Genomic DNA, 25,134 nt, shown 5'->3' with positions numbered 1-25,134 from the left:
GTGCCTCCCGTCGTACCACTGCTGCCGGAAGGCACCAACGCGGCTACCGGCGGATTTCATCCCGCCGCAACAAATCCGGGTCCGAAGTCCTAGGACTCGGGCGCCGGGACGACCGCCTCCTGCGGGGTGCGCGTGGGCTCGTAGCGCTTGCTCGCCGGTGCGGTCGGGTTGAGGTTCTTGTTGATCGCCCGCGCGACGGCCTGGATGGTGTTGACACCGTCGTTCATGGTCGGGTTGTCATGCGTGAGCACCGTCATCGTGTAGTGGTGCCCGTTGCCCGTGAACGTGCCGATGCTGTGCACCCGCCACTGGTTGCCGACGGTGCGGGACAGCCAGCCGTTCTTGACCCCGACCAGCGCGTTGGCCGGGGCTCCCGCGGTGACGCCCCAGCGCTGCGAGGTGACCACCGAGCGCATCAGCCGGTTGGTGTACGAGCGCGAGGTGTCGGTCATGACCGTGTTCTTGGCGGTCAGCAGCGCCAGCAGCTTCTGCTCGTCGTTGGCGGTGATCCGGGTGAGTCCCCAGTAACCGTCCGCGCCGGGGATGGTCTGCGTCATCCCGGCGGCCTGGAGGAACGCCTTGATCTTCGTCAGGCCGAGCTGATTCCACAGGGTGCTGGTGGAGGCGTTGTCCGACGTGGTGATCATGGCGGTGGCGAGGCTCGACTCCCGCTGGGTCAGCGCGCGGTTCGTCTTCTGCGCGTCCCACAGGAGGGCCATCAGCACGGTCACCTTGACGACGCTCGCGGAGTCGTACCGCTGGTCGCCCCGGAGCGTGCAGAAGGTCTTCGTGGTGCGGTCGTGCACGGCCACGGCCGCCGTGGTCTTGCGTCCCGCCAGCGCCGCGGTGATGTCCTTGGACAGCTGCGCTGCCAGCCCCGCCTTGGCGGAGGTGCAGGTCACCGTCGGCGTCACGGCCGCGGCAGGCGTCGCGCCCGCCGCAATGGGCACGAACACGCCCGCGGCCAGGACCGCGGAGAGCGCGCCGCGCGCACGGCGGGATATTCGGTGGTGAGTCATGGAGGCTTTTCCCGTCCCCTGATGTCCGAAGCGGGTGCGCCCTGCGGCGCACCCGCCTCACATGACTCACCGCGATAAAGGAATGGTTGTACGAGTTCTGATCACACTTCGGATTCAGAGGTGTGTCGGGGCGAACATCCGCAGCAGGGCGGGAAGCACGACCATCGAGGGGCCGGGCTCCGCCAGCGCCTTGGCGAGGTCCTGGCCCAGGTCTTCCGGCGTCGTACGGACCGCCGGTACGCCGAAGGACTCGGCGAGCGCCACGAAGTCCGGCCGGGCCAGCTCGGTGGCGGTGGCCTCGCCGAACGTGTCGGTCATGTACTCGCGCAGGATGCCGTAGCCGCCGTCGTCCACGATCAGCCAGGTGACCGGCAGGTCGTACTGGCGGGCGGTGGCCAGCTCCGCGATGGAGTACATCGCCCCGCCGTCGCCCGACACGGCGAGCACCGGCTTCGTACGGTCGGCCGCGGCCGCGCCGAGGGCGGCCGGGAAGCCGTAGCCGAGGCCGCCCGCGCCCTGGCCCGAGTGCATGGTGTTCGGGTGCCGGGCGTCGAAGGCGGACCAGGCCCAGTAGCCGAGGATCGTCATGTCCCAGAAGCTGGGGGACGTGTCCGGCAGGGCCGCCCGGACGGCCGCGAGGACCTCCTGCTCCAGGGTCAGGTCCTGGCCGGCGATCCGCGCCCGTACCTTCGCGAGGACGGTACGTACGGACTCGGCGGCAGACTCGGCGGCGGACTCGGCGGCAGCGGGGTCGGGGCGCTCGGGCACGGCCTCCAGCAGGGCGGAGAGCGCGAGCCGCGCGTCGGCGTGGATGCCGAGACCTGCGTGGTTGGACTCCAGCTTGCCGAGGTCCGCCTCGATCTGGATGACCTGGCCGCGCGGCTTGAACGTGTGGTAGTTCGAGGAGAGTTCGCCGAGACCCGAGCCGACGACCAGCAGGACGTCCGCGTCCTGAAGGAAGTCGGTGGTGTGCCGGTCCTCCAGCCAGGACTGGAGCGAGAGCGGATGCTCCCAGGGGAAGGCGCCCTTGCCGCCGAAGGTGGTGACGACGGGCGCGTTCAGCTTCTCGGCGAGCGCGAGCAGCTTGCCGGACGCGTCGGACCTGACGACGCCGCCGCCCGCGATGACCGCCGGACGCTCGGCGTTCGCCAGCCGGTGAGCGGCCACCGCGATCAGCTCGGGCCGGGGATGCAGCTCGCGCGGGGTGGCGTCCATGGCCGTGACGACCGGCAGGGACGTCTGCGCGAGCAGCACGTCCTGCGGGATCTCGACCCAGACCGGCCCGTGCGGGGCAGTGAGCGCGGACTCCCAGGCGGCGGCGATCGCGGAGGGGATCTGGGAGGCCGTACGGACGGTGTGGACGGACTTCACGATGTCGCGGAACGACGCCTGCTGGTCGCGGAGTTCGTGCAGGTAGCCGTGCCGGCCGCCGCCGAGCCCCGGGGTGGGGACCTGGCTGGAGATGGCGAGGACGGGCGCGGAGGCCGCGGCCGCCTCCTGGAGCGCGGCGAGCGAGGTGAGCGCGCCGGGGCCGGTGGAGAGCAGCAGCGGGGCGACCTCGCCGGTGATCCGGCCGTACGCGTCGGCGGCGAAGCCGGCGTTGTTCTCGACACGCAGGCCGACGTACTGGAGCGAGGAGCGGCGCAGCGCGTCGAACATGCCGAGCGCGTGCTGCCCGGGCAGCCCGAAGACGGTGGTGGCGCCCAGGCCGTGCAGCGTCTCGACGAGGAGGTCGCCGCCGTTGCGGCCGGCCGGAGGGGCCAGCGCGGCCGCCGTCTGCTCGGCCGTCAGCCGCGGCGTCTCGTGGTGGTGGTCGTGGGTCACTTCTGCTTCGCTTCCGCACTGTGCTCATGGCGCTGCGCGGCCGCAGCGACTTGTCGCGACATGATCGTGGTCAGCTCGTACGCGGTGTGGGAGGCCGCGACACAGGTGATCTCCGCGTGGTCGTACGCGGGCGCGACCTCGACGACATCGGCCGAGACGAGGTTGCAGGAGGACAGCCCGCGGATGATCTCCAGCAGCTCGCGGGAGCTCATGCCGCCCGCCTCGGGGGTGCCGGTGCCGGGCGCGAAGGCCGGGTCGAGCACGTCGATGTCGATGGAGATGTACAGCGGCCGGTCGCCGATGCGCTGGCGCAGCTGGTCGGCCACCTCGTCGGCGCCGCGGCGGTAGACATCGGCCGACGTCACGATGCCGAAGCCCATCTTGGCGTCGTCGTCCAGGTCCTGCTTGCCGTACAGCGGGCCGCGGGTACCGACGTGGGAGAGCGCCTCGGTGTCGAGGATGCCCTCCTCGACGGCGCGGCGGAACGGCGTGCCGTGCGTGTACTCGGCGCCGAAGTAGGTGTCCCAGGTGTCGAGGTGCGCGTCGAAGTGCAGCAGCGCGACCGGGCCGTGCTTCTTCGCCACCGAGCGCAGCAGCGGCAGCGCGATGGTGTGGTCGCCGCCGAGCGTCATCATCCGGGCGCCGGTGCCGAGCAGGTCGTCGGCCGCGGCCTCGATCGTCTCGACGGCCTCGTGGATGTTGAACGGGTTGGCGGCGATGTCACCGGCGTCCGCGACCTGGGCGAGCGCGAAGGGCGAGGCGTCCTGGGCAGGGTTGTAGGGGCGCAGGAGGCGCGACGCCTCGCGGATGGCGTTGCCGCCGAAGCGGGCGCCGGGGCGGTAGGAGACGCCGCTGTCGAAGGGCACGCCGACCACGGCGACATCGGCGGTGCCGACCTCGTCGAGCCGGGGCAGCCGGGCGAACGTGGCGGGTCCGGCGTACCGCGGGATGCGGGACGAGTCGATGGGGCCGCGCGGCTGCTCGGTGCTCGGGTTCGCAGGCTGTTCATTGCTCGCATTGTGGCGCGCATGGATTCGCACAGAAATTCCTTCGGTCGAGTGATTGATAACCAGTCAGAGCTCAATGATCAGCGATGGGTTATAACGTCCGGACTATCACGCGCATGCCCCACCAGCCCGTCACTCGCTCTCCGGCTCGAAGGCCGGGACTCGTCCCAACGGGGTGAGTCCAGAGTGACCAGCCCAGCCATCGAACGAAGCGAGGTGAAAGATCGATGGTTCCGTTCAGTTCGAGTGAGCAGACCCACCCTGCCGTGCTTCCTCAGCGGCAGGCTCTGGAATCCGTGGTTGCAGACACGCCCATGAGCAGGCACGAAACGGGTCACGGACTCCCGGCAGCACAGTCGGGCACTGGCACTGAACACGGGCGAGGGGAGATCGGTACGTGCGCCTTCGACACGGACCGGCGTCACGCCGAAGCCGCCCTCGTGACGGCCAGAGCAGAAACAGCTGCCGGTAACGGCAGCACTCATCACAACCGGCAAGGCAGCACGGTCGCTTCTGGGGCTGCGGTGGTCGCAGTCCTTGACAAGAACGGCTGTCCCCTCATGCCCTGCCACCCCGCCCGTGCTCGCGAACTCCTCGCCAAGGGCCGGGCCGTCGTCGCGCGTCATACACCGTTCACGATCCGGCTCAAGGACCGCACACGTGCGGAGTCCACCGTCATCGGGGTGGCACTGCGCATCGATCCCGGCTCCGTGGGCACGGGCATCGCTGTCACCACCGATGCCCATACCCACGACCCTGGCACCGAGGAAACGCGCTGCGCCCGGCGGGGGCTGTACGCGGTGGAACTCGTCCATCGAGGCTCGCAGATCCGCAAGAAGATGGGCCAGCGTGCAAATCACAGGCGCAGACGCAGATCGGCAAACCTCCGCTACCGAGCGCCCCGATTCAACAATCGCGCTCGGAAGGAGGGCTGGCTGCCTCCATCGCTGCAGCACCGCATCGACACGACCTTTGGCATCGCAAGTCGTCTCACGCGCCTGTTCCCAGTCGTCGAGATCCACGTCGAGCGCGTCGCGTTCGACGTCCACGCCATGAGCGCCGGGCGCGACCTGACTGGGGCCGAGTATCAGCAAGGCACCCTCGCGGGATACGAGGTGCGTGAGTACCTCCTCGAAAAGTGGGGGCGCACCTGCGCCTACTGCGGAGCCAAGGACATTCCACTTCAGGTCGAGCACATCCATCCGAGATCCAGAGGAGGATCCGATCGGATCACAAATCTCACGCTCTCCTGCGAGTCGTGCAATCAGACCAAGGCAGCCACGCCGGTCGATGTCTTCTTGCACGGCAAGCCCGACCTGTTGAGGCGTGTTCTCTCTCAGGTCAAGACCCCTTTGCAGGGAGCGTCCGTCATGAACGCCACTCGCTTCCAACTCACCCGTACACTCGCCCAGCTCGGTGTCCCTGTTCGTCCTTGGTCGGGAGGCCGAACCAAGTGCAACCGTTCCCGGATCGGCCTGGCCAAGACTCACACCCTCGACGCACTCGCCGTCGGTGACCTCGACAGCGTCACTCTCGTCCGATTCCCCAGCACCGTGCTCGTCGCGACAGCGACCGGGCGCGGCTCGTACGCCCGCACTCGCTCTGACAAGTACGGCTTCCCGCGCCTGCTCCTGCCGAGGCAGAAGCGCTTCTTCGGCTACGCGACCGGAGACCTCGTACGTGCGGTCATCCGCACTGGCCGGTACGCCGGAGCCCACAAGGGACGGATCGCGGTCCGCTCCACTGGTCGGCACCGCCTGGCCACGCCCGCCGGGCACATCGATACGCAGTACACCAACCTCCGGCTCCTCCAGCGAGCCGACGGGTACAGCTACGCGACAAAGGACGAAGCCGACCCGGTCGATGTTCATAGCGCCCGCTCCTCCTCACGTCGTGGTGATACCCCAAGACGACGGTAGATTGCCCGGAGACTTCACCAAAGTGTACGTTTCATCCATTCTTCTCCACTCCGATAGATGGACCGTCCACCATGCCGGACCTGGCCCCGCCCACTCCGCCCATCCCGCTGCCCGCCCTGCTGGCGTACCGCGATCTCGGGCTGCGGCAGGTCGCGGGGCCGCCCGCCGACGAGGTCGCCGTGCACTGGGTGCACACCTCCGAGATGGGCGACCCGTATCCGTATCTGCTCGGCGGTGAGCTGCTGCTGAGTGCCGGGGTGCACTTCGCCGAGGCCGCCGATGTCGAGGCGCACCTCGACTTCTACGTGTCACGGATCGTCGAGGCGGGCGCGGCAGCGCTCGGATTCGGCCTCGCGCCGGTGCACGACGCCGTGCCGGACGCGCTGGCCGCCGCCTGCGACCGGCACGGCCTGCCGCTGCTGGAGGTCCCGCCGCAGACCACGTTCACCGCGATCGCCCGTGCGGTGTGGCGGCTGATGGCCGAGGCCCGCACCCATGAGCTGCGCCGGGTGACGCAGGCCCAGCAGGGCCTGGCCACCGCCGCGGCGCGCCCCGACCCGGTGCCGTCCGTACTGCGCCAGCTCGCCGCGCGGGTCGGCGGCTGGACGGTGCTGCTCGCCCCGGACGGTACGGAACTCCAGGCCACCGACCGGCCGCCGTCCGCCGGGGCCCGCGCCGCCCTGGTCCGGCTGGCGCGGGTGGTGACCCCGGCTCCGCCCCGGGCCGCGCCGTCCTCCGCCACCGACACCGCCGGGGGCGCGCACCTGGCCGCGTACGCCCTCGGCGGCAGCGAGGGCCTGGTCCTCGGCGTCGCCACCGGGGGGCGCGAGCCCGGCGACCACACCATCGCCGGGGTGGCGGCCGTCCTGCTGTCGCTGCTCACCGCACCTCACCAGGGCGCCGACGCGGCGGGCCGGTCGGCCGCGCTGGTCCGGCTGCTGCTCGGGGCCGCGCCGGAGGAGGTGGCGCCGCTGCTGGGGCGGGGGCCGTGGTGGGTGGTGCACGCCCGCGGCGGCGAACAGGGTGCGTCCGGCAACCCGCTCGCCGCGTCCGCCCTGGGGGCGGCCCTGGGCAGCGCGCTGGTGGACGCCGAGGACTCGACCGTACGCATCGTCACCGACCGGGAGGTCACCCCGCAGCCCGGCTGGGTCCTGGGCGTCAGCGCTCCGGCGGCGGCCGCGGACCTGGACGCGGCCGACACCCAGGCGCACCGGGCCCTGCGCCGCGCCGAGGCGAGCCGCGCGGACCTGGTCCGGCACCGCGAGGCGGACCTCACCGCGCTGGTCGCGCCGGACGAGGCACGCGCCCACGCCCGCACCCGGCTGGCCCCGATCGCGGACTCCCCGGCGCTCACCGAGACGCTGCGCGGCTGGCTCTCGCTGCACGGCAGCTGGGACCGTACGGCCGTGTCCCTGGGGGTGCACCGCAACACAGTGCGCCAGCGCATCGCGCGCTGCGCGGCGCTGCTCGACGCGGACCTGGACGATCCGGACGTCCGGATGGAGCTGTGGTTCGCACTGCGCTGGCTCTGACCGTGTAGCGATTCACTCACAGAGTGAGACGGCGCGGGCTACGCTGACCAGGGAGTTCGGGTTAACAGGGCTTCCGCCGCACAGGGGTTGACAATGAGTAACACCTATGGGGAGTGGTTCCGGGCTCAGCGCGAGGCGGCCGGCCTGACGCAACAGGAGCTGGCCGAGGCAGCGATCATGACCCGTTCGCACATCGCCCACATCGAGGCGGGCCGCCGCACCCCGTCGAAGGAGGACGCGCGACGGCTGGACAGGGCCCTGAACACGGGGAACGTGCTGAGCAGCTTCCTGCCGCAGGAGGACGGCACGATTGCCGACTACTTCGAGCCGGCCCGGCAACTCGAACAACAGGCAACGATGATCAGGGAGTTCGCTCCGGCCTTCGTGCCCGGCATTCTCCAAACGGAGCGATACGCCCGTGCGGTTCTCGGCACGACGTTCCCTCCCAGGAGCGACGAAGAACGTGACAGGCACGTTGTCACACGGCTCGAGCGCGCGAAGATCCTGGCTGACCAGGTAATGCCCGTAGTGTGGGCGCTGTTGGACGAGATGGTGCTACGACGCCCGGTCGGCAGCGGGGAGATCATGGCCGAGCAGATCATGCACATCGTCCACCTCGTCGAGAGCAAGCGGGTACGGGTGCACGTCCTCCCCCTCGGCCTGGGCGCTCATCCGCTCATGCAGAGCATGCTGACGCTGATGTGGTTCGAGGACCAACCGCCGGCCGCGTACAGCGAAGGCCTCTCCATCGGCAAGCTGCACGACTCCCCGGCCCTGGTCCAACGACTGCAGAGCGCCTACGATCTGGCACTGGGCGACGCGCTGCCGCTGCAAGAGTCACTTGCCCTGATGAGGGCGATTGCAAAGGACCACGGACACCATGACTGAGCACACCATCTTGGACGCTTCCAAGCTGAGCGGCTGGCGCAAGTCGTCGTACAGCGGGAATGAGTCAGGCAGCTGCGTCGAAGTATTGGACGGCCACCCGTCGGGGGTCCCGGTCCGCGACTCCAAGGCTCCGCACGGCCCCGCGTTGGTCTTCCCGACGGCCGGTTGGTCGTTCTTCGTCGCAGCCGTCAAAGGCGGCACCTTCACACGTTGACCGGCTCCGAGAGCCGCCGTAGCGTAGTCCCCACATACGCCTCATTCTCACATTGGTCGGACTATGGGCCTCAAGCGCGACACTCGCCGCAAAACCGGCACTCTCGTCGGCTCCGCCCTCTTGGCCGTGTGCCTCCCCATGGCCCTGTCCGCATGCGGCTCCGATGTCTCTCAAGCCGAGCACCAGACCGATCAACTGCCCTATATTTCACTGCACTTCGAGAGTTCTTCACTCAGCAAGGCCCTTGTGGCCCAGGCCGCAGCACTGAGCGCGGCGGCAGAGAAGGCTGCACTGGAGAACGTCTGCACCACAGACCCGGCCGACCGCCAGAATTGCCGGAACCCGAGTGGGACCATCGATCCCGCCGGCGGCGACCTCGACGGCGACGGCGTCTTCGAAGACCACGAACCCGTTGGGCCCGGCTACAAGGATCCGCGCGCCTACGACGGCGGCAGGACTTCGGGCGAGACACAGTGCGAGTGGCTGCGCTCGCAAGGCATCGCCTGCTGACCCATTCTCGTGGGAGTCCTCGCTCTCGGAGCTGCGTCGCGTCCATGACCAGCCACACGTGCGCAGCATCACTCTGGACACTTCCAGCAACTGGCGGGTAACTTAGAACTGAGCAAGCGCTTAGACATTCCAGCGTACCCACCCAGTCACGAGGAGGCGTCCGTGCGCCGTACCGTTTTCAACGAGGACCACGAGGCGTTCCGGGAGACCATACGCGCCTTCATCGAGGCCGAGGTCGTCCCCGTCTACGACGAGTGGTTCGCTGCCGGTCAGGCGCCCCGCGACTTCTACTACAAGCTCGGCGAGCTGGGCGTCTTCGGCATCAACGTCCCCGAGGAGTTCGGCGGCGCGGGCCTGGACACGCACAAGTTCGAGGCCGTGCTCTACGAGGAGACCTCGCGCGCGGGCGTCAACTTCGGCGGCTCCGGCGTGCATGTGCTGCTCGCTCTGCCGTACATCAAGCTGCTCGCCACCGACGAGCAGAAGAAGAACTACCTGCCGAAGTTCGTCACCGGCGAGGAGATGTGGGCGCTGGCGATGACCGAGCCGGGCACCGGCTCCGACGTCGCGGGCATGAAGACCACGGCCAAGCTCTCGGAGGACGGCACGCACTACGTCCTCAACGGCGCCAAGACCTTCATCACCGGTGGTGTGCACGCCGACCGCGTGATCGTGTGCGCCCGCACCTCCGCCCCGCGCGAGGACGACCGCCGCTTCGGCATCTCGCTGTTCGCGGTGGACACCAAGTCGGCGGGCTACTCGGTCGGCCGCAAGCTGGACAAGCTCGGCCTGCGCACCTCCGACACCGCCGAGCTGGCCTTCGTCGACGTCAAGGTCCCCGTGGAGGACCTGCTCGGCGAGGAGAACAAGGGCTTCTACTACCTCGGCCAGAACCTGCCCTCCGAGCGCTGGGGCATCGCGTTCGGGGCGTACGCGCAGGCCAAGGCCGCCGTCCGGTTCGCCCAGCAGTACGTCCAGGACCGCACGGTCTTCGGCAAGACGGTTGCCTCCTTCCAGAACACCAAGTTCGAGCTGGCGGCCTGCCAGGCCGAGGTGGACGCCGCCGAGGCCGTGGCCGACCGTGCCCTGGAGGCCCTGGACGCGGGCGAGCTGACGCCTGCCGAGGCCGCGTCCGCGAAGCTCTTCTGCACCGAGGTCGCGCACCGCGTCATCGACAAGTGCCTCCAGCTGCACGGCGGCTACGGGTACATGAACGAGTACCCGATCGCACGCCTCTACGCCGACAACCGGGTCAACCGGATCTACGGCGGCACCAGTGAGGTCATGAAGTCGATCATCGCCAAGTCGATGGGCCTGTAGGTCTGTTGATCCGATCTACTGTTCAATAATGAACGAGGCTCTGGAGTCCCTGCTCGATCTGCTCGACCTCGAGCAGATCGAGCAGGACATCTTCCGCGGCACCAGCCGTACTTCGCTGGTGCCGCGGGTCTTCGGCGGCCAGGTCGCCGCACAGGCCCTGGTCGCCGCCGGCCGTACGGTCCCCGACGACCGCACCGCGCACTCGCTGCACGCGTACTTCCTGCGGCCCGGCGACCCCGGTGCGCCTATCGTCTACACCGTCGACCGGATCCGCGACGGCCGGTCCTTCACCACCCGGCGGGTGGTCGCGGTCCAGCACGGGCAGCCGATCTTCCACCTCTCGGCGTCCTTCCAGACGTACGAGGAGGGCCTGGAGCACCAGAGCCAGATGCCGGCCGCACCCGACCCCGAATCGCTGCCCACCGCCGGGGAGATGCTGCCGCGGTACCGGGACATCTTCCGCGACCCGGGTGTCGTCGACCGGATGATCGAGGCCCGGTCCGCGGTCGACCTGCGCTACGTGGACACCCCGCCGTGGGGCAGCGTGGGCGAGCCGCGCGAGCCGCGCTCGCAGGTCTGGTTCCGTACCCAGGGGAAGCTGGCGGACGACCCGCTGCTGCACGTCTGCCTCGCCACGTACGTCTCCGACATGACCCTGCTCGACTCGGTGCTCCTCGCGCACGGACGCGGCGGCTGGACGGTAGGCGATGTGGTGGGCGCGAGCCTGGACCACGCGATGTGGTTCCACCGGCCCTTCCGGGCGGACGAATGGCTGCTGTACGACCAGGAGTCGCCCTCCACGCACGGCGGGCGGGGCCTCGGTCAGGCCAGGATCTACACGGCGGACGGCCGGCTGGCGATCTCGGTGATCCAGGAGGGTGTGGTCCGGGTCCCGCGCGACTGATCATTGCACGGGACCAGCAATTACAGCGTGCCGGGTGGCGCTACCCACATCGTGGGCTGTCCGGTCGCCCTGGCGACGGTCTCGAAGTCCGCGTCGTAGTGCAGCACAGTCAGCCAAGCCAGTTCGGCGGTGGCCGCGACCAGCAGATCTACCGGACCGGCGCTGCGGTGCTCGCCCCGTTCGGTAAGCATCCGCTGCACGGTCCGGGCACGCCGCAAGACGTCGTCGGGTACCGGCGTCCAGTTGAAGAGCGTGGCGAGCAGTGACTCCTTGGCAAGCCGGTCGGCCAGCGACTGGGCCGAGAACAGCATCTCCAATTCTGTGATCTCACACAGCCCGATGACACCCTCGGCAAGATGCCCGGACCAACGCTCCCGCACCTTCTTGTGGGTGAGGATCCGGGCAGCCGCGGATGTGTCGATGAGGTGGGTGACCGGACTCATCGGCGGTAGTTGTCCTTGTCCAGAAGGATGTCGAAGTCACCGCGTTCGCCCATGGCTGCCAGCTCTTCCAGCGCCGTGAGACGCCGATGCCGCTGCGATACCTCCCGCAATGCAGCGTTGACCGTGTCCTTCTTCGTGGTGGTGCCCAGTATCGAAGCGGCCGCGCTCAGCGCGTCGTCATCGACTTCGACGTAGAGATTCGACATCGACATATCCTCCCTAGGCATTCAGCATATGAAGCATATGCCGAGTGCTGACAGGGAGGCAACCAGTCACCGGCGCGGTGTTGGTGAGGACTCAGTCGGCCGGGCTGTGTGCGGTCAAGGCGACCCGGGATTCGTCGCCGTCCAGCTCCAGATAGAGAGCCGCGTCCATCGCCTGCGCGAGCCGGGCCAGCAGGGGCAAGGTGGGCATGGTCCCACCCAGCTCCAGTTTGGAGACCTGGGGCTGGGTCATGCCGGCCCGCTCCGCCAGCGCGCTCTGAGAGACACCCAGCTCGGTACGCCGGTCATAGACGGCCTGCCCGAGGTCGAAAGCCAGCCGGATCTCCGCCCGTCGCCTGGTCACCTCGGGACTCTCGCTGAGCCCCTGGGCGATCTGCCTGTCGCGGGCGAGCTTCCATCGTGCGTGACCGGTCATCGGCACTCCCGGACTTCCGGCTCCGTCACAGCTAAGGAAACCTGCATGCTGCCGAATGTATGTGTCGCCCTGTGCATGGGGCGCCCGGAAGGTGAGTAGTCCGCCGTACGAGTGAACTCCGCGCCGCCCTTGACGGGCGTCCGTCAGCCCCGCTCCGCCAGCCCCGCCGCATCCAGCAGGTACGCCGTCATCGGGTCGTAGAAGCGCGGATCCGTGACGTGGTCGTCCAGCGGGACCGTCACCTGGAGTGTGCCCTCCGCCTCGCCGAGGAAGAGCGCCGGGTCGTTGGAGTCCGCGTACCCCACGGCGTCGATACCGCGCTGGCCCGCGCATCCCGCCCAGCCGTGGTCCGCGACCACCAGTTCGGGCAGCGGGCGGCCTTCCGCCGCCAGGCCGTCCAGGATCGCCGCCATCGGCGCGGGCGAGTGCGTGTGCCACAGGGTCGCGCCGCGCTCCAGCACCGCGACGTCCGCGAACTGGAACACATAGCCCTCGTCGGCCGTCAGGCCCGAGGGGATGACCACGATCTCGCAGCCGGCCGCCCGCAGCGCGGCGGCCGTGGCGCGGTGCACGTCCAGCAGGCCGCCCGGGTGGCCGGTGGCGAACAGCACGCGCTCCTTGCCCGCGGCGGCCTTGCGCAGCCGCGCCGCCATCCGGTCCAGGGCGTCGACCGTCAGCTCGGGGTCGATGGTGTCCTGGCCGTAGCGGTGCTGCGGGTCGTCGTTGACGCCGCACCGCTCGGCCATGACGGCGAGCACGTCCTGCTCGTCGGTCCAGCGGTCGCCGAGCTCCAGGCCCAGCCAGTAGTGGCGGTCGCCGTTCGCGAGCCTGCGGTAGTGGGAGAGGTTGTTGTCTCGGGGGGTGGCGACGTCACCGGCGATACGGCTGCGGACGAGGTGGTCGACAAGGGCGGCACGGCTGGGTATCGGCATGCGCCCATTGTGCCGTCAGCCACCGCTCCGGTGCCGGTTGTCCCGAACGCTGGACGCCTCGTCCGGCCGGACCGCCGGCGTCGGCCGCCCCGCCAACGTGACCGCGCGCAGGGCCCACTCCACCGGTCCGAGCCGGTGACGGCGCATCAGCCGGGCGCTGAGGAACAGCTGCGCCGCGTAGAAGGCGAGCGCCCCGCACACCGCGGCAGCCGCACCTGCCCGGCCGTACAATCCGAACCCGTATCCGGTGAAGACCAGCGCCATGACCAGCGACTGCAGCAGGTAGTTGGTGAGCGCCATCCGGCCTGCGGGAGCGAGCCAGGAGGCCGCCCGCGCTCCGCGCGGCGTTCTGACCCAGAGCAGGATCGCGCTCGCGTACGCGGCGGTGAGGGCCGGCGCGGAGACCATTCCGACGGCCAAGGCCACGGTCTCCCAGCGCTCCGAGAGCGGGCCGGACGTTCCCGCGGCCATGAAGAGCCCTCCCGGCACGCCCACGGCCAGGCCGAGCGTGCGAATCCGGCGCAAGCGGTCCGCGCCGACGGTGTCGCCGGCCAGCAGCTGCCGCTTCCCCGCCACGAAACCCACCAGGAAGGCGGCGACCACCTGTCCGCTCACGCTCAGCGCACCGATCAGCACGTCGGACCACGCCCCGACGTTGGCGGCGATCACATCGGCGGCGTCACCCCGGTAGGCCTCGGTCAGCTCCGCCGTCTCGGCTTGGAACTCCGCGCCGGACACCGGGTCGGCCGCCCCCGCGGCCCCGAGAAGCAGCAGCAGTACGGCGAAGACTCCGTACACCCACAGCGCGGCGCGCCACACCCTGGCGGGCGCGGCGTTGCGCGAGAAGAACAGGACGAGGCCGAGCACGGCATACGTCGTCAGGATGTCGCCGGTGTACAGCAGCGCTGCGTGCAGCACGCCGAGTACGAACAGTGCGAGCAGCCGGCGCAGCATGCGCGGGGCGAAGCGCGCCCCGGCCCGCTCGGCGGAGGTCATCTGCAGCGTAAAGCTGTATCCGAAGAGAAATGAGAAGAGCAGATAGAACTTCGTCGCCACGAACGCCGTGACCAGCCACTGGGCCACCAGGTCGGGACCGGTCGCCGGGGCGACGCCCCCGGCCGGCTCGTAGGGCCCGGCCATCACCAGCACGTTCACCAGGAAGATCCCGCAGAGCGCGAAGCCGCGCAGCGCATCCACCTCCAGGATCCGCCGTCCGCCCGGCACCGCCGCCGCGTGTGCGTGCCGAGCGGCAAGGCCGGCCGCCTCCTGCGTCATCTCGTAACCCCCCGTGGCTGACTGCCTCGATAGGTCAGTCAATCAGTCAATCAATCAGTCACCAGATCATCGTAGTTGGGCCGCGCTACGCCACAGTCGGTGAGGCGTCGGCTGCCGCCGCGAAGGCGCCGCGCGCCAGCCGGTGCAGCAGTTCCGCCGTCGCGGTACGTCCGGGAAGGGCGCCCGGGCGTCCGAGGTGCGGAGTCGAGTTCAGCAGCCCGAAGACCGCGTGCACGGTGGCCCGGGCATCGGCCTCGGCAAGGGCCGGGTACGTCTCCCGTACGGCCTCCACCCACAGCTCGACGTACTGCCGCTGGAGTTGGCGGACCAGCTTGCGGTCGCTCTCCCGGAGGCGGTCCAGCTCGCGGTCGTGGAGAGTGATGAGCGGACGGTCGTCGAGCGCGAAGTCGATGTGGCCCTCGATGAGCGAGTCCAGCAGCACCTCGGGCGGGGCCGAATTCTGCGCGCGCTCGGCCACCCGGTACTTGCCGCCGGTCAGCAGCCGGTCGCTGATGCCGACGAGCAGCTCGGCGAGCATCGCGTCCTTGCCCGCGAAGTGGCGGTAGAGGCCGGGGCCGCTGATGCCCACTGCGGCCCCTATCTCGTCCACGCCGACGCCGTGGAAGCCGCGCTCGGCGAAGAGACGGGCGGCTTCCTTGAGGATCTGCTCACGGCGGGTCGGGGCCGCGGTCCTGGTGCTCATGGGAATTCATTCTAGACAGGGCTGTTAGCGCTCGTTAACCTAGGGGAAACAACGTTAACGCTCATTAACCGAGCAAGGGAGCTCGAGGGATGCAGCAGGCACCAGTGCTGGCGAGCGCCGCCGATCCGGCGTCCGAGGCCTGGCGGGTCAACGAGGCCGCCCACCAGGAGCTGTCGGAGGGCCTGCGGGCCCGGCTGGCGGCGGCCCGGCTGGGCGGCGGCGAAAAGGCCCGCGACCGGCACACGGCCCGCGGAAAGCTGCTGCCGAGGGACCGGGTGGACGCCCTCCTCGACCCCGGCTCGCCCTTCCTAGAGCTGGCCCCCCTGGCCGCCGAGGGGATGTACGACGGGGCGGCCCCGGCGGCCGGCGTGATCGCCGGCATCGGGCGGGTCAGCGGCCGCGAGGTGGTGATCGTCGCCAATGACGCCACGGTCAAGGGCGGCACGTACTACCCGATGACGGTCAAGAAGCACCTCCGGGCCCAGGAAGTGGCCCTGGAGAACCGCCTCCCCTGCCTCTACCTGGTCGACTCCGGCGGCGCCTTCCTGCCGATGCAGGACGAGGTGTTCCCCGACCGCGAGCACTTCGGCCGGATCTTCTACAACCAGGCCCGCATGTCCGGCGCCGGGATCCCGCAGATCGCGGCGGTGCTCGGCTCCTGCACAGCGGGCGGCGCGTACGTCCCGGCGATGAGCGACGAGGCCGTCATCGTGCGCGGCCAGGGCACGATCTTCCTGGGCGGCCCACCGCTGGTGAAGGCCGCCACCGGCGAGGTCGTCACCGCCGAGGAGCTCGGCGGCGGCGAGGTCCACTCCCGGGTCTCGGGCGTCACGGACCACCTCGCGGAGGACGACGCGCACGCGCTGCGGATCGTCCGTACGATCGTCTCGACCCTGCCCGCGCGCGGCGAGCTGCCCTGGTCCGTCGAGCCGGTGGAGGAGCCGAAGGCCGACCCGGCCGGGCTGTACGGCGCGGTGCCGGTCGATTCGCGTACCCCGTACGACGTGCGGGAAGTGATCGCCCGCATCGTCGACGGCTCCCGGTTCGCCGAGTTCAAGGCCGAGTTCGGCACGACGCTGGTCACCGGCTTCGCCCGGATCCACGGCCACCCGGTCGGCATCGTCGCCAACAACGGCATTCTCTTCTCCGAATCCGCCCAGAAGGGCGCGCACTTCATCGAGCTGTGCGACCAGCGCGGCATCCCGCTGCTCTTCCTGCAGAACATCTCCGGTTTCATGGTCGGCCGGGACTACGAGGCGGGCGGCATCGCCAAGCACGGCGCCAAGATGGTGACGGCGGTGGCGTGCACGCGCGTGCCGAAGCTGACGGTGGTCGTCGGCGGGTCGTACGGCGCGGGCAACTACTCGATGTGCGGCCGGGCCTACTCCCCCCGCTTCCTGTGGATGTGGCCCAACGCCAAGATCTCGGTGATGGGCGGCGAGCAGGCCGCCTCGGTGCTGGCGACCGTCAAGCGAGACCAGATCGAGGCGCGCGGCGAGGACTGGCCGACAGCGGAGGAAGAGGCCTTCAAGGACCCGATCCGCGCCCAGTACGAGACCCAGGGGAACGCCTACTACGCGACGGCCCGGCTCTGGGACGACGGCGTGATCGACCCGCTGGAGACTCGCCAGGTGGTGGGTCTGGCCCTGACCGCCTGCGCCAACGCGCCGCTGGGTGAACCCGGCTACGGCGTCTTCCGGATGTGAGGGGACACATGCAGATGTTCGACACAGTCCTCGTCGCCAATCGTGGCGAGATCGCGGTACGGGTCATCCGCACCCTGCGGGAGCAGGGTGTCCGCTCGGTCGCGGTCTTCAGCGACGCGGACGCCGACGCCCGTCATGTACGGGAGGCCGACAGCGCGGTGCGGATCGGCCCGGCGGCGGCCTCGGAGAGCTACCTCAGCGCCGACCGGCTGCTGGAGGCGGCCCGCCGGTCCGGGGCGCAGGCCATCCACCCGGGGTACGGCTTCCTCGCCGAGAACGCGGCCTTCGCGCAGGCGTGCGCGGACGCGGGTCTGACCTTCATCGGCCCGCCGCCCGGGGCCATCTCCCTCATGGGCGACAAGATCCGGGCCAAGGAGACGGTCCAGGCGGCCGGCGTTCCGGTGGTCCCCGGCTCGTCCGGAAGCGGGCTGACCGATGACGAACTGGCCGCCGCGGCACGGAAGATCGGCATGCCGGTACTGCTGAAGCCCTCGGCGGGCGGCGGCGGCAAGGGCATGCGGCTGGTCCGCGACGAGGATCTGCTCGCCGACGAGATCGCCGCGGCCCGCCGCGAGGCGCGCGGCTCCTTCGGTGACGACACACTGCTCGTCGAGCGGTGGATCGACCGGCCGCGCCATATCGAGATCCAGGTCCTGGCGGACGCCCACGGCAACGTCGTCCACCTCGGCGAGCGCGAATGCTCCCTCCAGCGCCGGCACCAGAAGATCATCGAGGAGGCGCCCTCGGTCCTGCTGGACGAGGCCACGCGCGCCGCGATGGGCGAGGCGGCGGTCCAGGCGGCGCGCTCGTGCGGGTACCGGGGCGCGGGGACGGTGGAGTTCATCGTCCCGGGCAACGACCCGGCCTCGTACTACTTCATGGAGATGAACACCCGGCTCCAGGTCGAGCACCCGGTGACCGAGCTCATCACCGGCCTGGACCTGGTCGAGTGGCAGCTGCGAGTCGCGGCGGGCGAGCGACTCCCCTTCGCTCAGACCGACATCACCCTCACGGGCCACGCGATCGAGGCCCGTATCTGCGCGGAGGACCCTTCGCGCGGTTTCCTGCCGTCGGGCGGCACGGTGCTGGCGCTGCACGAGCCGCAGGGGCCGGGCGTACGTACCGACTCGGGGCTCACGGCGGGCACCGAGGTCGGCAGCCTGTACGACCCGATGCTGTCCAAGGTCATCGTCCACGCCCAGGACCGCCCCACGGCCCTGCGCAAGCTGCGCGCGGCGCTCGCGGAGACGGTCACCCTGGGCGTCCCGACGAACGCGGGCTTCCTGCGCCGCCTGCTGGCCCACCCGTCGGTGGTGTCCGGCGACCTGGACACCGGCCTGGTGGAGCGGGACGCGGACGGACTGGTGCCCGCCGGAGTACCGGACGAGGTGTACGTGGCAGCTGCGCTGCTGCGGGCCGGGGGCACCGCCCCGTCGACCGGCTGGGTGGACCCGTTCTCGGTCGCGACCGGCTGGCGCCTCGGCGGCACCCCCGCCTGGACGGTCCACCACGTACGCGTACCGGGCCACGACCCGTTGGCGATCCGCCTGCGCAGCGGGGCGGCGGGCACGGAGGTCCTGATCAGCGACGCGCCCGGGGGCGCGCCCGGGGGCGAGTCCGGGGGCGAGTCCGGGGGCGAGTCCGCTGCCGCAGGCGAACCTGCGGCAACCGACCGGACACCCGGCCAAGCACCGACGCCCGGCGAGGCGCAGCCGTCGCCCACGGGCAACCCCGCCCCCGGCGGACCACAACCGTCGCCCGCGGACGGCGAAGCCGCGCCGGGCCGGGCGCGGCTGGTGGGCGGCGCGGAGCTGCCGCCTCGGGGGGCTGGGGGTCTGCCCCCCACGCGGCGAAGCCGCACATCGACGCAGTCGGGAAGGGGCGGGGTGGGGGAACCCTCCGCCCGCGTCACCATCGACTGGCGCGGCGTCACGCACACCTTCAGCCACGCTCCCTCGCCGGACGGCGTCTGGCTCGGCCGGGACGGGGACAGCTGGCACGTCCAGGTCCATGACCCGGTCGCCGCCGCACTCGCCGGCGCCGGCCGGGCCGGGGGCGCGGACTCGCTCACGGCTCCCATGCCCGGCACCGTCACGGTCGTGAAGGTCGCCGTCGGCGACGAAGTCGCCGCCGGGCAGGGCCTGCTGGTCGTCGAGGCGATGAAGATGGAGCACCTCATCTCCGCCCCGCACGCCGGCACCGTCACCGAGCTGGACGTGATCCCGGGCAGCACCGTCGCCATGGACCAGGTCCTGGCCGTGGTCGCCCCGCACGAGGGGCACAAGGGATCCGAGGAGGAGGACCCGTCATGACCGAGGGACTGCCGATGGAGATCCCCGTCGCGGATCTCCCCCCACGTATCCGCATCCACGAAGTGGGCCCGCGCGACGGCCTGCAGAACGAGAAGGCGGTTGTACCGACCGAGATCAAGGCGGAGTTCATCCGCCGTCTCGCCGGCGCCGGCCTCTCCACCATCGAGGCGACCAGCTTCGTACACCCCAAGTGGGTGCCCCAACTGGCGGACGCGGAACAGCTGTTCCCGATGCTGGACGGGCACGAGTGGCTGGACGACGTCGCCCTCCCCGTCCTGGTCCCGAACGCCCGCGGCCTGGACCGCGCCCTGGCCCTCGGCGCGCGCCGCATCGCGGTGTTCGGCAGTGCGACCGAGACCTTCGCCGCGCGCAACCTCAACCGTACGATCGCCGAGTCGCTCGCCATGTTCGAACCGGTCGTAGCCCGGGCCCGCGAGGACAAGATCCATGTCCGCGGCTATCTCTCGATGTGTTTCGGCGACCCGTGGGAGGGGCCCGTCCCCGTCCATCAGGTGGTCAGGGTCGCCAAGCAGCTCATGGACCTCGGCTGCGACGAACTGAGCCTCGGCGACACCATCGGCGTGGCCACGCCCGGCCATGTACTGACCCTCCTCGCCGCGCTCAATGAGGCCGGCGTGCCCACCAACACCATCGGCGTGCACTTCCACGACACCTACGGCCAGGCCCTCGCCAACACACTCGCCGCGCTCCAGCACGGAGTGACCACCGTGGACGCGTCCGCGGGCGGCCTGGGCGGCTGCCCGTACGCGAAGAGCGCGACCGGAAACCTCGCCACCGAAGACCTCGTGTGGATGCTCCACGGCCTCGGCATCGAAACCGGGGTCGACCTCGGCCGGCTCACCGCCACCAGCGTGTGGATGGCCGAACAACTGGGCCGACCCAGCCCGTCCCGCACCGTCCGCGCCCTCTCCCACAAGGAGTGACCCACGATGTCCCTGGACCACCGCCTCTCCCCCGAACACGAGGAACTCCGCCGCACGGTCGAGGAGTTCGCGCACGACGTCGTCGCGCCGAAGATCGGCGACTTCTACGAGCGCCACGAGTTCCCGTACGAGATCATCCGCGAGATGGGCCGCATGGGCCTGTTCGGCCTGCCCTTCCCGGAGGAGTACGGCGGCATGGGCGGCGACTACCTCGCCCTCGGCATCGCCCTCGAGGAACTCGCCCGGGTCGACTCCTCCGTCGCCATCACCCTCGAAGCGGGCGTGTCCCTCGGCGCGATGCCCGTCTACCGCTTCGGCACGGAGGAGCAGAAGCGCGAGTGGCTCCCGCGGCTGTGCTCCGGCGACATACTGGGCGCCTTCGGCCTGACCGAGCCGGACTGCGGCTCGGACGCGGGCGGTACGAAGACGACCGCTGTGCGGGACGGCGACGAGTGGGTGATCAACGGCTCGAAGTGCTTCATCACCAACTCCGGTACCGACATCACGGCCCTGGTCACGGTCACCGCGGTCACCGGCCGCAAGGCAGACGGCCGTCCGGAGATCTCCTCGATCATCGTCCCGTCCGGCACCCCTGGCTTCAGGGTGGCGGCCCCGTACTCCAAGGTCGGCTGGAACGCCTCGGACACCCGCGAGCTGTCCTTCTCCGACGTCCGGGTGCCGCTCGCGAACCTCCTCGGCGAGGAGGGCCGCGGCTACGCCCAGTTCCTGCGGATCCTCGACGAGGGCCGTATCGCCATCTCGGCGCTCGCGACGGGCCTCGCGCAGGGCTGCGTGGACGAGTCGCTGAAGTACGCCAGGGAACGCCACGCGTTCGGCCGCCCGATCGGCGACAACCAGGCCATCCAGTTCAAGCTGGCGGACATGGAGATGCGCGCCCACACGGCCCGCATCTCCTGGCGGGACGCGGCCTCCCGCCTCGTCCACGGCGAGCCGTTCAAGAAGGAGGCGGCACTCGCCAAGCTCTACTCCTCGACGGTGGCGGTGGACAACGCCCGCGAGGCCACCCAGATCCACGGCGGCTACGGCTTCATGAACGAGTACCCGGTGGCCCGCATGTGGCGCGACTCCAAGATCCTCGAAATCGGCGAGGGCACGAGCGAGGTCCAGCGCATGCTGATCGCCCGAGAACTGGGCCTGCCGGCCTGACGCCGCGCCGGGCTCGCGGCTCAGCTTGATCTTCAACCCCGACAAGATCGTTTCTTGTCGGGGTTGCTCGTTCGCCGGACAGCAGGAGCGCCCGATGAGCCGACGCTCAACCCTACGCTCGCAAGAACTAGAGGTACAGTTAATGGATACGTGATTCTATATCCATGAGCTCACCTGGCGGCCGTCAGGAAAGGGGACGCGCATGCGCAAACCTGCCGAGATGTTCGACCGGGACTACGAGTGGTCGGCTCTGACCCGGTTCATCAGCGACGAGCAGCCTGGCGCAACGCTCGGAGTGGTCTCCGGGCGCCGACGCCAGGGCAAGACATTCCTGCTGGATGCCGCATGCCGGGCCGCCGGGGGCTTCTACTTCGGGGCGACCGAGGCTGCCGATGCAGAGTCGCTACGGCGCATCAGTGCCGCGCTCACGGCTCATGTACGCCCCGCCAGCCCGTTCCACTTCGCCACCTGGTCCGAGGCCGTGGACGCGCTGCTCGCGCTGGGCGCGGAGCGGCCTGTACCGGTCGTGATCGACGAGTTTCCGTACCTGGCCAAGGCCAACCCCGAGCTGCCCTCAATCATCCAGGAGGCACTACGGCCGTTGCGCGACCAGCGCACCGCATCGCGCACCCGGCTACTGTTGTGCGGCTCAGCCCTGTCCTTCATGGGCCGGCTGCTGTCCGGTAACGCTCCGCTACGGGGCCGTGCGGGGCTCGAGCTGATTGTCCGGCCCCTCGACCACCGCCTCGCCGCCGAGTTCTGGAACATCAGGGACCCACGCCTGGCGCTGAAGGTCAACGCGATCGTCGGGGGCACTCCTGCGTACCGGCGTGAATTCGCACGCGGCGACACCCCGAGCGGGCCTGACGACTTCGAAGACTGGGTCGTCCGCACTGTCCTCAATCCCGAGACGCCCCTCTTCCGCGAGGCCCGCTACCTCCTCGCCGAGGAGCCCGACCTGCGCGACACAGCTCTGTATCTCTCAGTGCTGGCCGCAGTCGCCGACGGCAACGCCACCCGTGGCGGCATGGCCGGCTACCTGGAACGCAAAGCCACCGACATCGCGCACCCCATCAACGTCCTCGAAGACGCCGGGTTGCTTTACCGGGATGCGGACATCTTCCGTGACAACCGGCCCACCTACCGCATCGCCGAGCCGCTGATCGGCTTCTATCACGCCATCATGCGCCCCGTCTGGGACCAGCTGGAGCGCCCCGGCAGCGCCGGCCGGGTGTGGCAAGCCAGCCGCCGACGCTTCGTCAGCAACGTCCTCGGCCCCCATTTCGAACAGACTTGCCGCGACTGGGCCCTGCACCACGCGGACCCCGACCTGCTGGGCGGACTGCCCGCCCGCGTCGGGCACGGCGTCGTCCACGACCCCAAGGCCCGCATCGGGCATGAAGTGGATGTGGCGGTCATCGGCATCGCAGACGGTGCCAAGCCACCCTTGTTGGCCATCGGTGAAGCGAAGTGGAACGACACCATGGGCATCGGCCACATCGAACGCCTCCGGCACATCCGCGACCTCATCACCCAAGCCGGACGCTACGACACAACGCGCACCAAACTCCTGTGCTTCAGCGGATCGGGCTTCAACGACAAGGCAGACGCAGCAGCCGGCGCTGACGGCGACATCCAACTGGTCGACCTGACAACTCTCTACGGGCCAACGCAGGGCCCGCCCCTGGACAAGACGTGAGGTTAGGCTAACCTACCTTCGAACTGTCCGGCGGACGGAACCCGCACGCACGAAAGCAGACGCCCTCATGGATCACGCCCGAGCTTCTCACCTCTCCCGTCGCGGCCTGCTTGCCGCGGGCGGCGCCCTTGGCCTTGGTGCGCTGCTCGCCGCCTGCGGCGACAGCGACACGACGAAGGGCTCGGACAAGGGTGCCGGCAAGGCCGGTCCGTGGTCCTTCAAGGACGACCTCGGCAAGACCGCGAGCACCAAGGCCACCCCGAAGAACATCGTCGCCTTCACCGGTACGGCCGCGGCGCTGTACGACTACGGCATCGAGGTCAAGGGCGTCTTCGGGCCGACGAAGCTCAAGGACGGCAAGCCGGACGTCCAGGCCGGCAGCATGGACATCTCCAAGGTCGAGATCCTCGGCAACGTGTGGGGCGAGTTCAACGTCGAGAAGTACGCGGCGCTCGCGCCCGAGGTGCTGATCACCAACACCTGGGACGGCACCCTCTGGTACGTCCCGGAGGAGTCCAAGGACAAGATCCTCAAGGTCGCCCCGAGCGTCGCGATCGCGGTGGGCGGCGACGTCTCCCTCACCAAGCCGCTGGAGCGCATGGCCGAGCTGGCCAAGTCCCTGGGCGCCGACCTCAACGACAAGAAGGTCGTCGACGCCAAGGCGCGGTTCGAGAAGGCCGCCGCGACCCTGCGCGAGGCCGCCAAGGCCAACCCCGGCGTCAAGGTGCTGGTGGGCTCCGGCAGCCCGGACCTGTTCTACGTCTCCACCCCGAAGACGTCGGCCGACCTGAAGTACTTCGAGGAGCTGGGCGTCACGTTCGTCGTCCCGACGAAGCTCGACGCCGGCGGCTTCTTCGAGAGCCTCAGCTGGGAGAACGCCGACAAGTACAAGGCCGACGTGATCATGCTCGACAACCGCACCGGCACCCTGCAGCCCGCGGACCTCAAGGCCAAGCCGACCTGGGCCCAGCTGCCCGCCGTCAAGGCCGGCCAGGTCACTCCGCGCGTCACCGAGCCGATCTTCTCGTACGACAAGTGCGCGCCGATCCTCGAGGAGCTCGCCGAGGCCATCAAGAAGGCCAAGAAGGTCAGCTGACCGCCAAGCAGCGTCCACAGGGGGTATCTGTATGACCGTCACCGTCTCCGCCTCCGCCCCGGCGATCGCGCCGTTCCGGTTCTTCGACCTGCGGGTCGTACGGTCGCGCCGCCTCGGCCACTCGCTGGTCCGGATCACCTTCGGCGGCGAGGAGTTGAAGGACTTCGCCGCCGGCGGCTACGACCAGAGCCTCTCGCTGTTCCTGCCGCATCCGCACCAGGACGCCCCGGTCGTACCGGTGGAGGAGGGTGACGGGTGGTTCGCCGCGTGGCGGGCGCTGCCCGAGGACGAGCGGGCGGTCATGCGCTCGTACACCTGCCGCGAGCAGCGCCGCGAGCCGCAGGACGAGGTCGACATCGACTTCGCCCTGCACGGTACTGAGACATCAGCTGCTGCCGCAGCGGGTGGCCCGGCCTCCCGCTGGGCGGGCCGGGCCGTGGCCGGGGACCAGGTGTTGGTGCTGGGTCCGGCCGTCGCGGACAACACCGCGGTACGTTTCCGCCCGCCGCAGGACACCGACTGGGTGCTGCTGTTCGCGGACGAGACCGCGCTGCCCGCCGCGGCGGCGATCCTCGACCGGATGCCGCGCGACCGCAAGGTCAGGGCGTGGATCGAGATCCCGCACGCGGACGACCGCATCGTGCTGCCCACGCTTGCGGACGCCGACATCACCTGGATTGTTCGCAATTCAGGCGATCGTACGCAGCGCGTGCTCGACGCGGTCCGCGCCGCCGAACTGCCCGACGGCACTCCGTACGCGTGGATCGCCGGCGAGTCCGGCACCGTACGGGCGCTGCGCCGCCATCTCGTCCAGGAGCGCGGGATCGACCGCAGGTCGGTCACTTTCGTCGGCTACTGGCGGCTGGGCCTCAGCGAGGAGCAGCTTCTCGCTCAAGCCCTCTCGGGCGAGGCCCCGAGCGACGACCAGATCTGATCGCTCTCCGGTCATTTTCCGGTCGAAAACTGGACAACGTATGCGTCCCGAGGGGGGCGAGGGTCCTTTGCGGCTCGAACTTAGGTTAGGCTAACCTTACTTCGACGCCACACCCTCGCCCCCTTCTGCTTTTCCTGCCCGGAGGGT

General features: G+C 69.9%; 23 protein-coding genes. 14 read left to right on the top strand and 9 right to left on the bottom strand.

All coding sequences use genetic code 11. The features are described 5' to 3' along the window. Window positions 1–89 precede the first annotated feature (89 nt). The 3 genes from NLX86_RS16235 to speB all read right to left on the bottom strand — a co-directional run bounded on the left by NLX86_RS16235 (window position 90) and on the right by speB (window position 3,877). On the bottom strand, window positions 90–1,019 hold the full coding sequence (locus tag NLX86_RS16235) for a serine hydrolase (RefSeq protein ID WP_254372411.1): 930 nt from the start codon (window positions 1,017–1,019) through the stop codon (window positions 90–92). 114 nt (window positions 1,020–1,133) lie between these two features. Further along, on the bottom strand, window positions 1,134–2,843 hold the full coding sequence (locus NLX86_RS16230) for a thiamine pyrophosphate-binding protein (protein ID WP_254372410.1): 1,710 nt from the start codon (window positions 2,841–2,843) through the stop codon (window positions 1,134–1,136). Further along, window positions 2,840–3,877: an agmatinase gene (gene speB, locus NLX86_RS16225; protein ID WP_254372449.1), complete on the bottom strand. Its 1,038-nt coding sequence runs from the start codon at window positions 3,875–3,877 to the stop codon at window positions 2,840–2,842. The genes NLX86_RS16230 and speB overlap by 4 nt, the downstream gene beginning before the upstream one ends. 200 nt (window positions 3,878–4,077) lie before the next feature. Here speB and iscB point away from each other — a divergent pair, with 200 nt between their 5' ends. The 7 genes from iscB (at window position 4,078) to tesB (ending at window position 11,137) form a co-directional block, all read left to right on the top strand. Beyond that, the gene (iscB, locus tag NLX86_RS16220) at window positions 4,078–5,769 is read left to right on the top strand and encodes an RNA-guided endonuclease IscB (protein ID WP_254372409.1); all 1,692 of its coding nucleotides are present in this window, start codon (window positions 4,078–4,080) and stop codon (window positions 5,767–5,769) included. Between the two features lie 71 nt (window positions 5,770–5,840). Then, window positions 5,841–7,301 carry a PucR family transcriptional regulator gene (locus tag NLX86_RS16215; RefSeq protein ID WP_254372408.1) on the top strand — a complete coding sequence of 487 codons (1,461 nt, stop codon included), beginning with the start codon at window positions 5,841–5,843 and terminating at the stop codon, window positions 7,299–7,301. Between the two features lie 93 nt (window positions 7,302–7,394). After that, a complete protein-coding gene (locus NLX86_RS16210; RefSeq protein WP_254372407.1) occupies window positions 7,395–8,189 on the top strand; it encodes a helix-turn-helix transcriptional regulator in 795 nt (264 codons plus the stop codon). Further along, window positions 8,182–8,403 (top strand): DUF397 domain-containing protein, encoded by a 222-nt coding sequence (locus NLX86_RS16205; RefSeq protein ID WP_254372406.1) that lies wholly within the window; start codon window positions 8,182–8,184, stop codon window positions 8,401–8,403. The genes NLX86_RS16210 and NLX86_RS16205 overlap by 8 nt, the downstream gene beginning before the upstream one ends. A gap of 63 nt (window positions 8,404–8,466) precedes the next feature. After that, window positions 8,467–8,913, top strand: a complete 447-nt coding sequence (locus NLX86_RS16200) for a hypothetical protein (protein WP_254372405.1) — start codon at window positions 8,467–8,469, stop codon at window positions 8,911–8,913. A 162-nt stretch (window positions 8,914–9,075) separates the two neighbouring features. Next, window positions 9,076–10,233, top strand: coding sequence for an acyl-CoA dehydrogenase family protein (locus NLX86_RS16195; RefSeq protein WP_254372404.1), 1,158 nt, complete (start codon window positions 9,076–9,078; stop codon window positions 10,231–10,233). A 28-nt stretch (window positions 10,234–10,261) separates the two neighbouring features. Beyond that, window positions 10,262–11,137 (top strand): acyl-CoA thioesterase II, encoded by an 876-nt coding sequence (gene tesB / locus NLX86_RS16190; protein ID WP_254372403.1) that lies wholly within the window; start codon window positions 10,262–10,264, stop codon window positions 11,135–11,137. A 20-nt stretch (window positions 11,138–11,157) separates the two neighbouring features. On the opposite strand, the gene NLX86_RS16185 is transcribed toward tesB, so the two are convergent. The 6 genes from NLX86_RS16185 to NLX86_RS16160 form a co-directional block, all read right to left on the bottom strand. Further along, window positions 11,158–11,580, bottom strand: coding sequence for a PIN domain nuclease (locus NLX86_RS16185; protein ID WP_254372402.1), 423 nt, complete (start codon window positions 11,578–11,580; stop codon window positions 11,158–11,160). After that, window positions 11,577–11,786: a type II toxin-antitoxin system VapB family antitoxin gene (locus tag NLX86_RS16180; protein ID WP_254372401.1), complete on the bottom strand. Its 210-nt coding sequence runs from the start codon at window positions 11,784–11,786 to the stop codon at window positions 11,577–11,579. Before NLX86_RS16180 ends, NLX86_RS16185 begins: the two co-directional genes overlap by 4 nt. A 91-nt stretch (window positions 11,787–11,877) precedes the next feature. Then, the gene (locus NLX86_RS16175; RefSeq protein WP_254372400.1) at window positions 11,878–12,219 is read right to left on the bottom strand and encodes a helix-turn-helix domain-containing protein; all 342 of its coding nucleotides are present in this window, start codon (window positions 12,217–12,219) and stop codon (window positions 11,878–11,880) included. 143 nt (window positions 12,220–12,362) lie between these two features. Further along, entirely contained in the window at window positions 12,363–13,151 is a 789-nt protein-coding gene (locus NLX86_RS16170; RefSeq protein WP_254372399.1) for a phosphatase, read from the bottom strand. 15 nt (window positions 13,152–13,166) lie between these two features. Further along, window positions 13,167–14,426 carry a DUF418 domain-containing protein gene (locus NLX86_RS16165; RefSeq protein ID WP_254372398.1) on the bottom strand — a complete coding sequence of 420 codons (1,260 nt, stop codon included), beginning with the start codon at window positions 14,424–14,426 and terminating at the stop codon, window positions 13,167–13,169. An 85-nt stretch (window positions 14,427–14,511) separates the two neighbouring features. Beyond that, window positions 14,512–15,129, bottom strand: coding sequence for a TetR/AcrR family transcriptional regulator (locus NLX86_RS16160; protein ID WP_254372397.1), 618 nt, complete (start codon window positions 15,127–15,129; stop codon window positions 14,512–14,514). 89 nt (window positions 15,130–15,218) lie between these two features. Between NLX86_RS16160 and NLX86_RS16155 the strand changes: the two genes are divergently transcribed. The 7 genes from NLX86_RS16155 (at window position 15,219) to NLX86_RS16125 (ending at window position 24,987) form a co-directional block, all read left to right on the top strand. Then, on the top strand, window positions 15,219–16,835 hold the full coding sequence (locus tag NLX86_RS16155; protein ID WP_254372396.1) for a carboxyl transferase domain-containing protein: 1,617 nt from the start codon (window positions 15,219–15,221) through the stop codon (window positions 16,833–16,835). A 14-nt stretch (window positions 16,836–16,849) separates the two neighbouring features. Further along, window positions 16,850–19,147 carry an acetyl-CoA carboxylase biotin carboxylase subunit gene (locus tag NLX86_RS16150; RefSeq protein WP_254372395.1) on the top strand — a complete coding sequence of 766 codons (2,298 nt, stop codon included), beginning with the start codon at window positions 16,850–16,852 and terminating at the stop codon, window positions 19,145–19,147. Continuing rightward, window positions 19,144–20,091, top strand: a complete 948-nt coding sequence (locus tag NLX86_RS16145; protein WP_254372394.1) for a hydroxymethylglutaryl-CoA lyase — start codon at window positions 19,144–19,146, stop codon at window positions 20,089–20,091. Before NLX86_RS16150 ends, NLX86_RS16145 begins: the two co-directional genes overlap by 4 nt. Before the next feature lie 6 nt (window positions 20,092–20,097). Further along, window positions 20,098–21,258: an acyl-CoA dehydrogenase family protein gene (locus NLX86_RS16140; protein WP_254372393.1), complete on the top strand. Its 1,161-nt coding sequence runs from the start codon at window positions 20,098–20,100 to the stop codon at window positions 21,256–21,258. Between the two features lie 202 nt (window positions 21,259–21,460). Next, entirely contained in the window at window positions 21,461–22,957 is a 1,497-nt protein-coding gene (locus tag NLX86_RS16135; protein ID WP_254372392.1) for an ATP-binding protein, read from the top strand. Between the two features lie 67 nt (window positions 22,958–23,024). After that, a complete protein-coding gene (locus NLX86_RS16130; protein WP_254372391.1) occupies window positions 23,025–24,053 on the top strand; it encodes an ABC transporter substrate-binding protein in 1,029 nt (342 codons plus the stop codon). A gap of 31 nt (window positions 24,054–24,084) precedes the next feature. Next, window positions 24,085–24,987, top strand: a complete 903-nt coding sequence (locus NLX86_RS16125) for a siderophore-interacting protein (protein WP_254372390.1) — start codon at window positions 24,085–24,087, stop codon at window positions 24,985–24,987. Window positions 24,988–25,134: the final 147 nt, after the last annotated feature.

It is taken from the genome of Streptomyces sp. A3M-1-3, from assembly GCF_024213665.1.
Lineage (GTDB): Bacteria > Actinomycetota > Actinomycetes > Streptomycetales > Streptomycetaceae > Streptomyces.
Note: the sequence above shows the minus strand (reverse complement) of the source record. Positions and strands in the feature narration are given on the sequence as shown.

Bases quoted from the DNA above. Each gene is read 5' to 3' on its own strand.
- tesB (WP_254372403.1), top strand. From the start codon at position 10,262: ATGAACGAGGCTCTGGAGTCCCTGCTCGATCTGCTCGACCTCGAGCAG.
- NLX86_RS16235 (WP_254372411.1), bottom strand. From the start codon at position 1,019: ATGACTCACCACCGAATATCCCGCCGTGCGCGCGGCGCGCTCTCCGCG.
- NLX86_RS16160 (WP_254372397.1), bottom strand. From the start codon at position 15,129: ATGAGCACCAGGACCGCGGCCCCGACCCGCCGTGAGCAGATCCTCAAG.
- NLX86_RS16175 (WP_254372400.1), bottom strand. From the start codon at position 12,219: ATGACCGGTCACGCACGATGGAAGCTCGCCCGCGACAGGCAGATCGCC.
- NLX86_RS16150 (WP_254372395.1), top strand. From the start codon at position 16,850: ATGTTCGACACAGTCCTCGTCGCCAATCGTGGCGAGATCGCGGTACGG.
- NLX86_RS16165 (WP_254372398.1), bottom strand. From the start codon at position 14,426: ATGACGCAGGAGGCGGCCGGCCTTGCCGCTCGGCACGCACACGCGGCG.
- NLX86_RS16125 (WP_254372390.1), top strand. From the start codon at position 24,085: ATGACCGTCACCGTCTCCGCCTCCGCCCCGGCGATCGCGCCGTTCCGG.
- NLX86_RS16210 (WP_254372407.1), top strand. From the start codon at position 7,395: ATGAGTAACACCTATGGGGAGTGGTTCCGGGCTCAGCGCGAGGCGGCC.
- NLX86_RS16200 (WP_254372405.1), top strand. From the start codon at position 8,467: ATGGGCCTCAAGCGCGACACTCGCCGCAAAACCGGCACTCTCGTCGGC.
- NLX86_RS16170 (WP_254372399.1), bottom strand. From the start codon at position 13,151: ATGCCGATACCCAGCCGTGCCGCCCTTGTCGACCACCTCGTCCGCAGC.
- NLX86_RS16135 (WP_254372392.1), top strand. From the start codon at position 21,461: ATGCGCAAACCTGCCGAGATGTTCGACCGGGACTACGAGTGGTCGGCT.
- iscB (WP_254372409.1), top strand. From the start codon at position 4,078: ATGGTTCCGTTCAGTTCGAGTGAGCAGACCCACCCTGCCGTGCTTCCT.
- NLX86_RS16130 (WP_254372391.1), top strand. From the start codon at position 23,025: ATGGATCACGCCCGAGCTTCTCACCTCTCCCGTCGCGGCCTGCTTGCC.
- NLX86_RS16180 (WP_254372401.1), bottom strand. From the start codon at position 11,786: ATGTCGAATCTCTACGTCGAAGTCGATGACGACGCGCTGAGCGCGGCC.
- NLX86_RS16145 (WP_254372394.1), top strand. From the start codon at position 19,144: ATGACCGAGGGACTGCCGATGGAGATCCCCGTCGCGGATCTCCCCCCA.
- NLX86_RS16205 (WP_254372406.1), top strand. From the start codon at position 8,182: ATGACTGAGCACACCATCTTGGACGCTTCCAAGCTGAGCGGCTGGCGC.
- NLX86_RS16140 (WP_254372393.1), top strand. From the start codon at position 20,098: ATGTCCCTGGACCACCGCCTCTCCCCCGAACACGAGGAACTCCGCCGC.
- NLX86_RS16185 (WP_254372402.1), bottom strand. From the start codon at position 11,580: ATGAGTCCGGTCACCCACCTCATCGACACATCCGCGGCTGCCCGGATC.
- NLX86_RS16215 (WP_254372408.1), top strand. From the start codon at position 5,841: ATGCCGGACCTGGCCCCGCCCACTCCGCCCATCCCGCTGCCCGCCCTG.
- NLX86_RS16155 (WP_254372396.1), top strand. From the start codon at position 15,219: ATGCAGCAGGCACCAGTGCTGGCGAGCGCCGCCGATCCGGCGTCCGAG.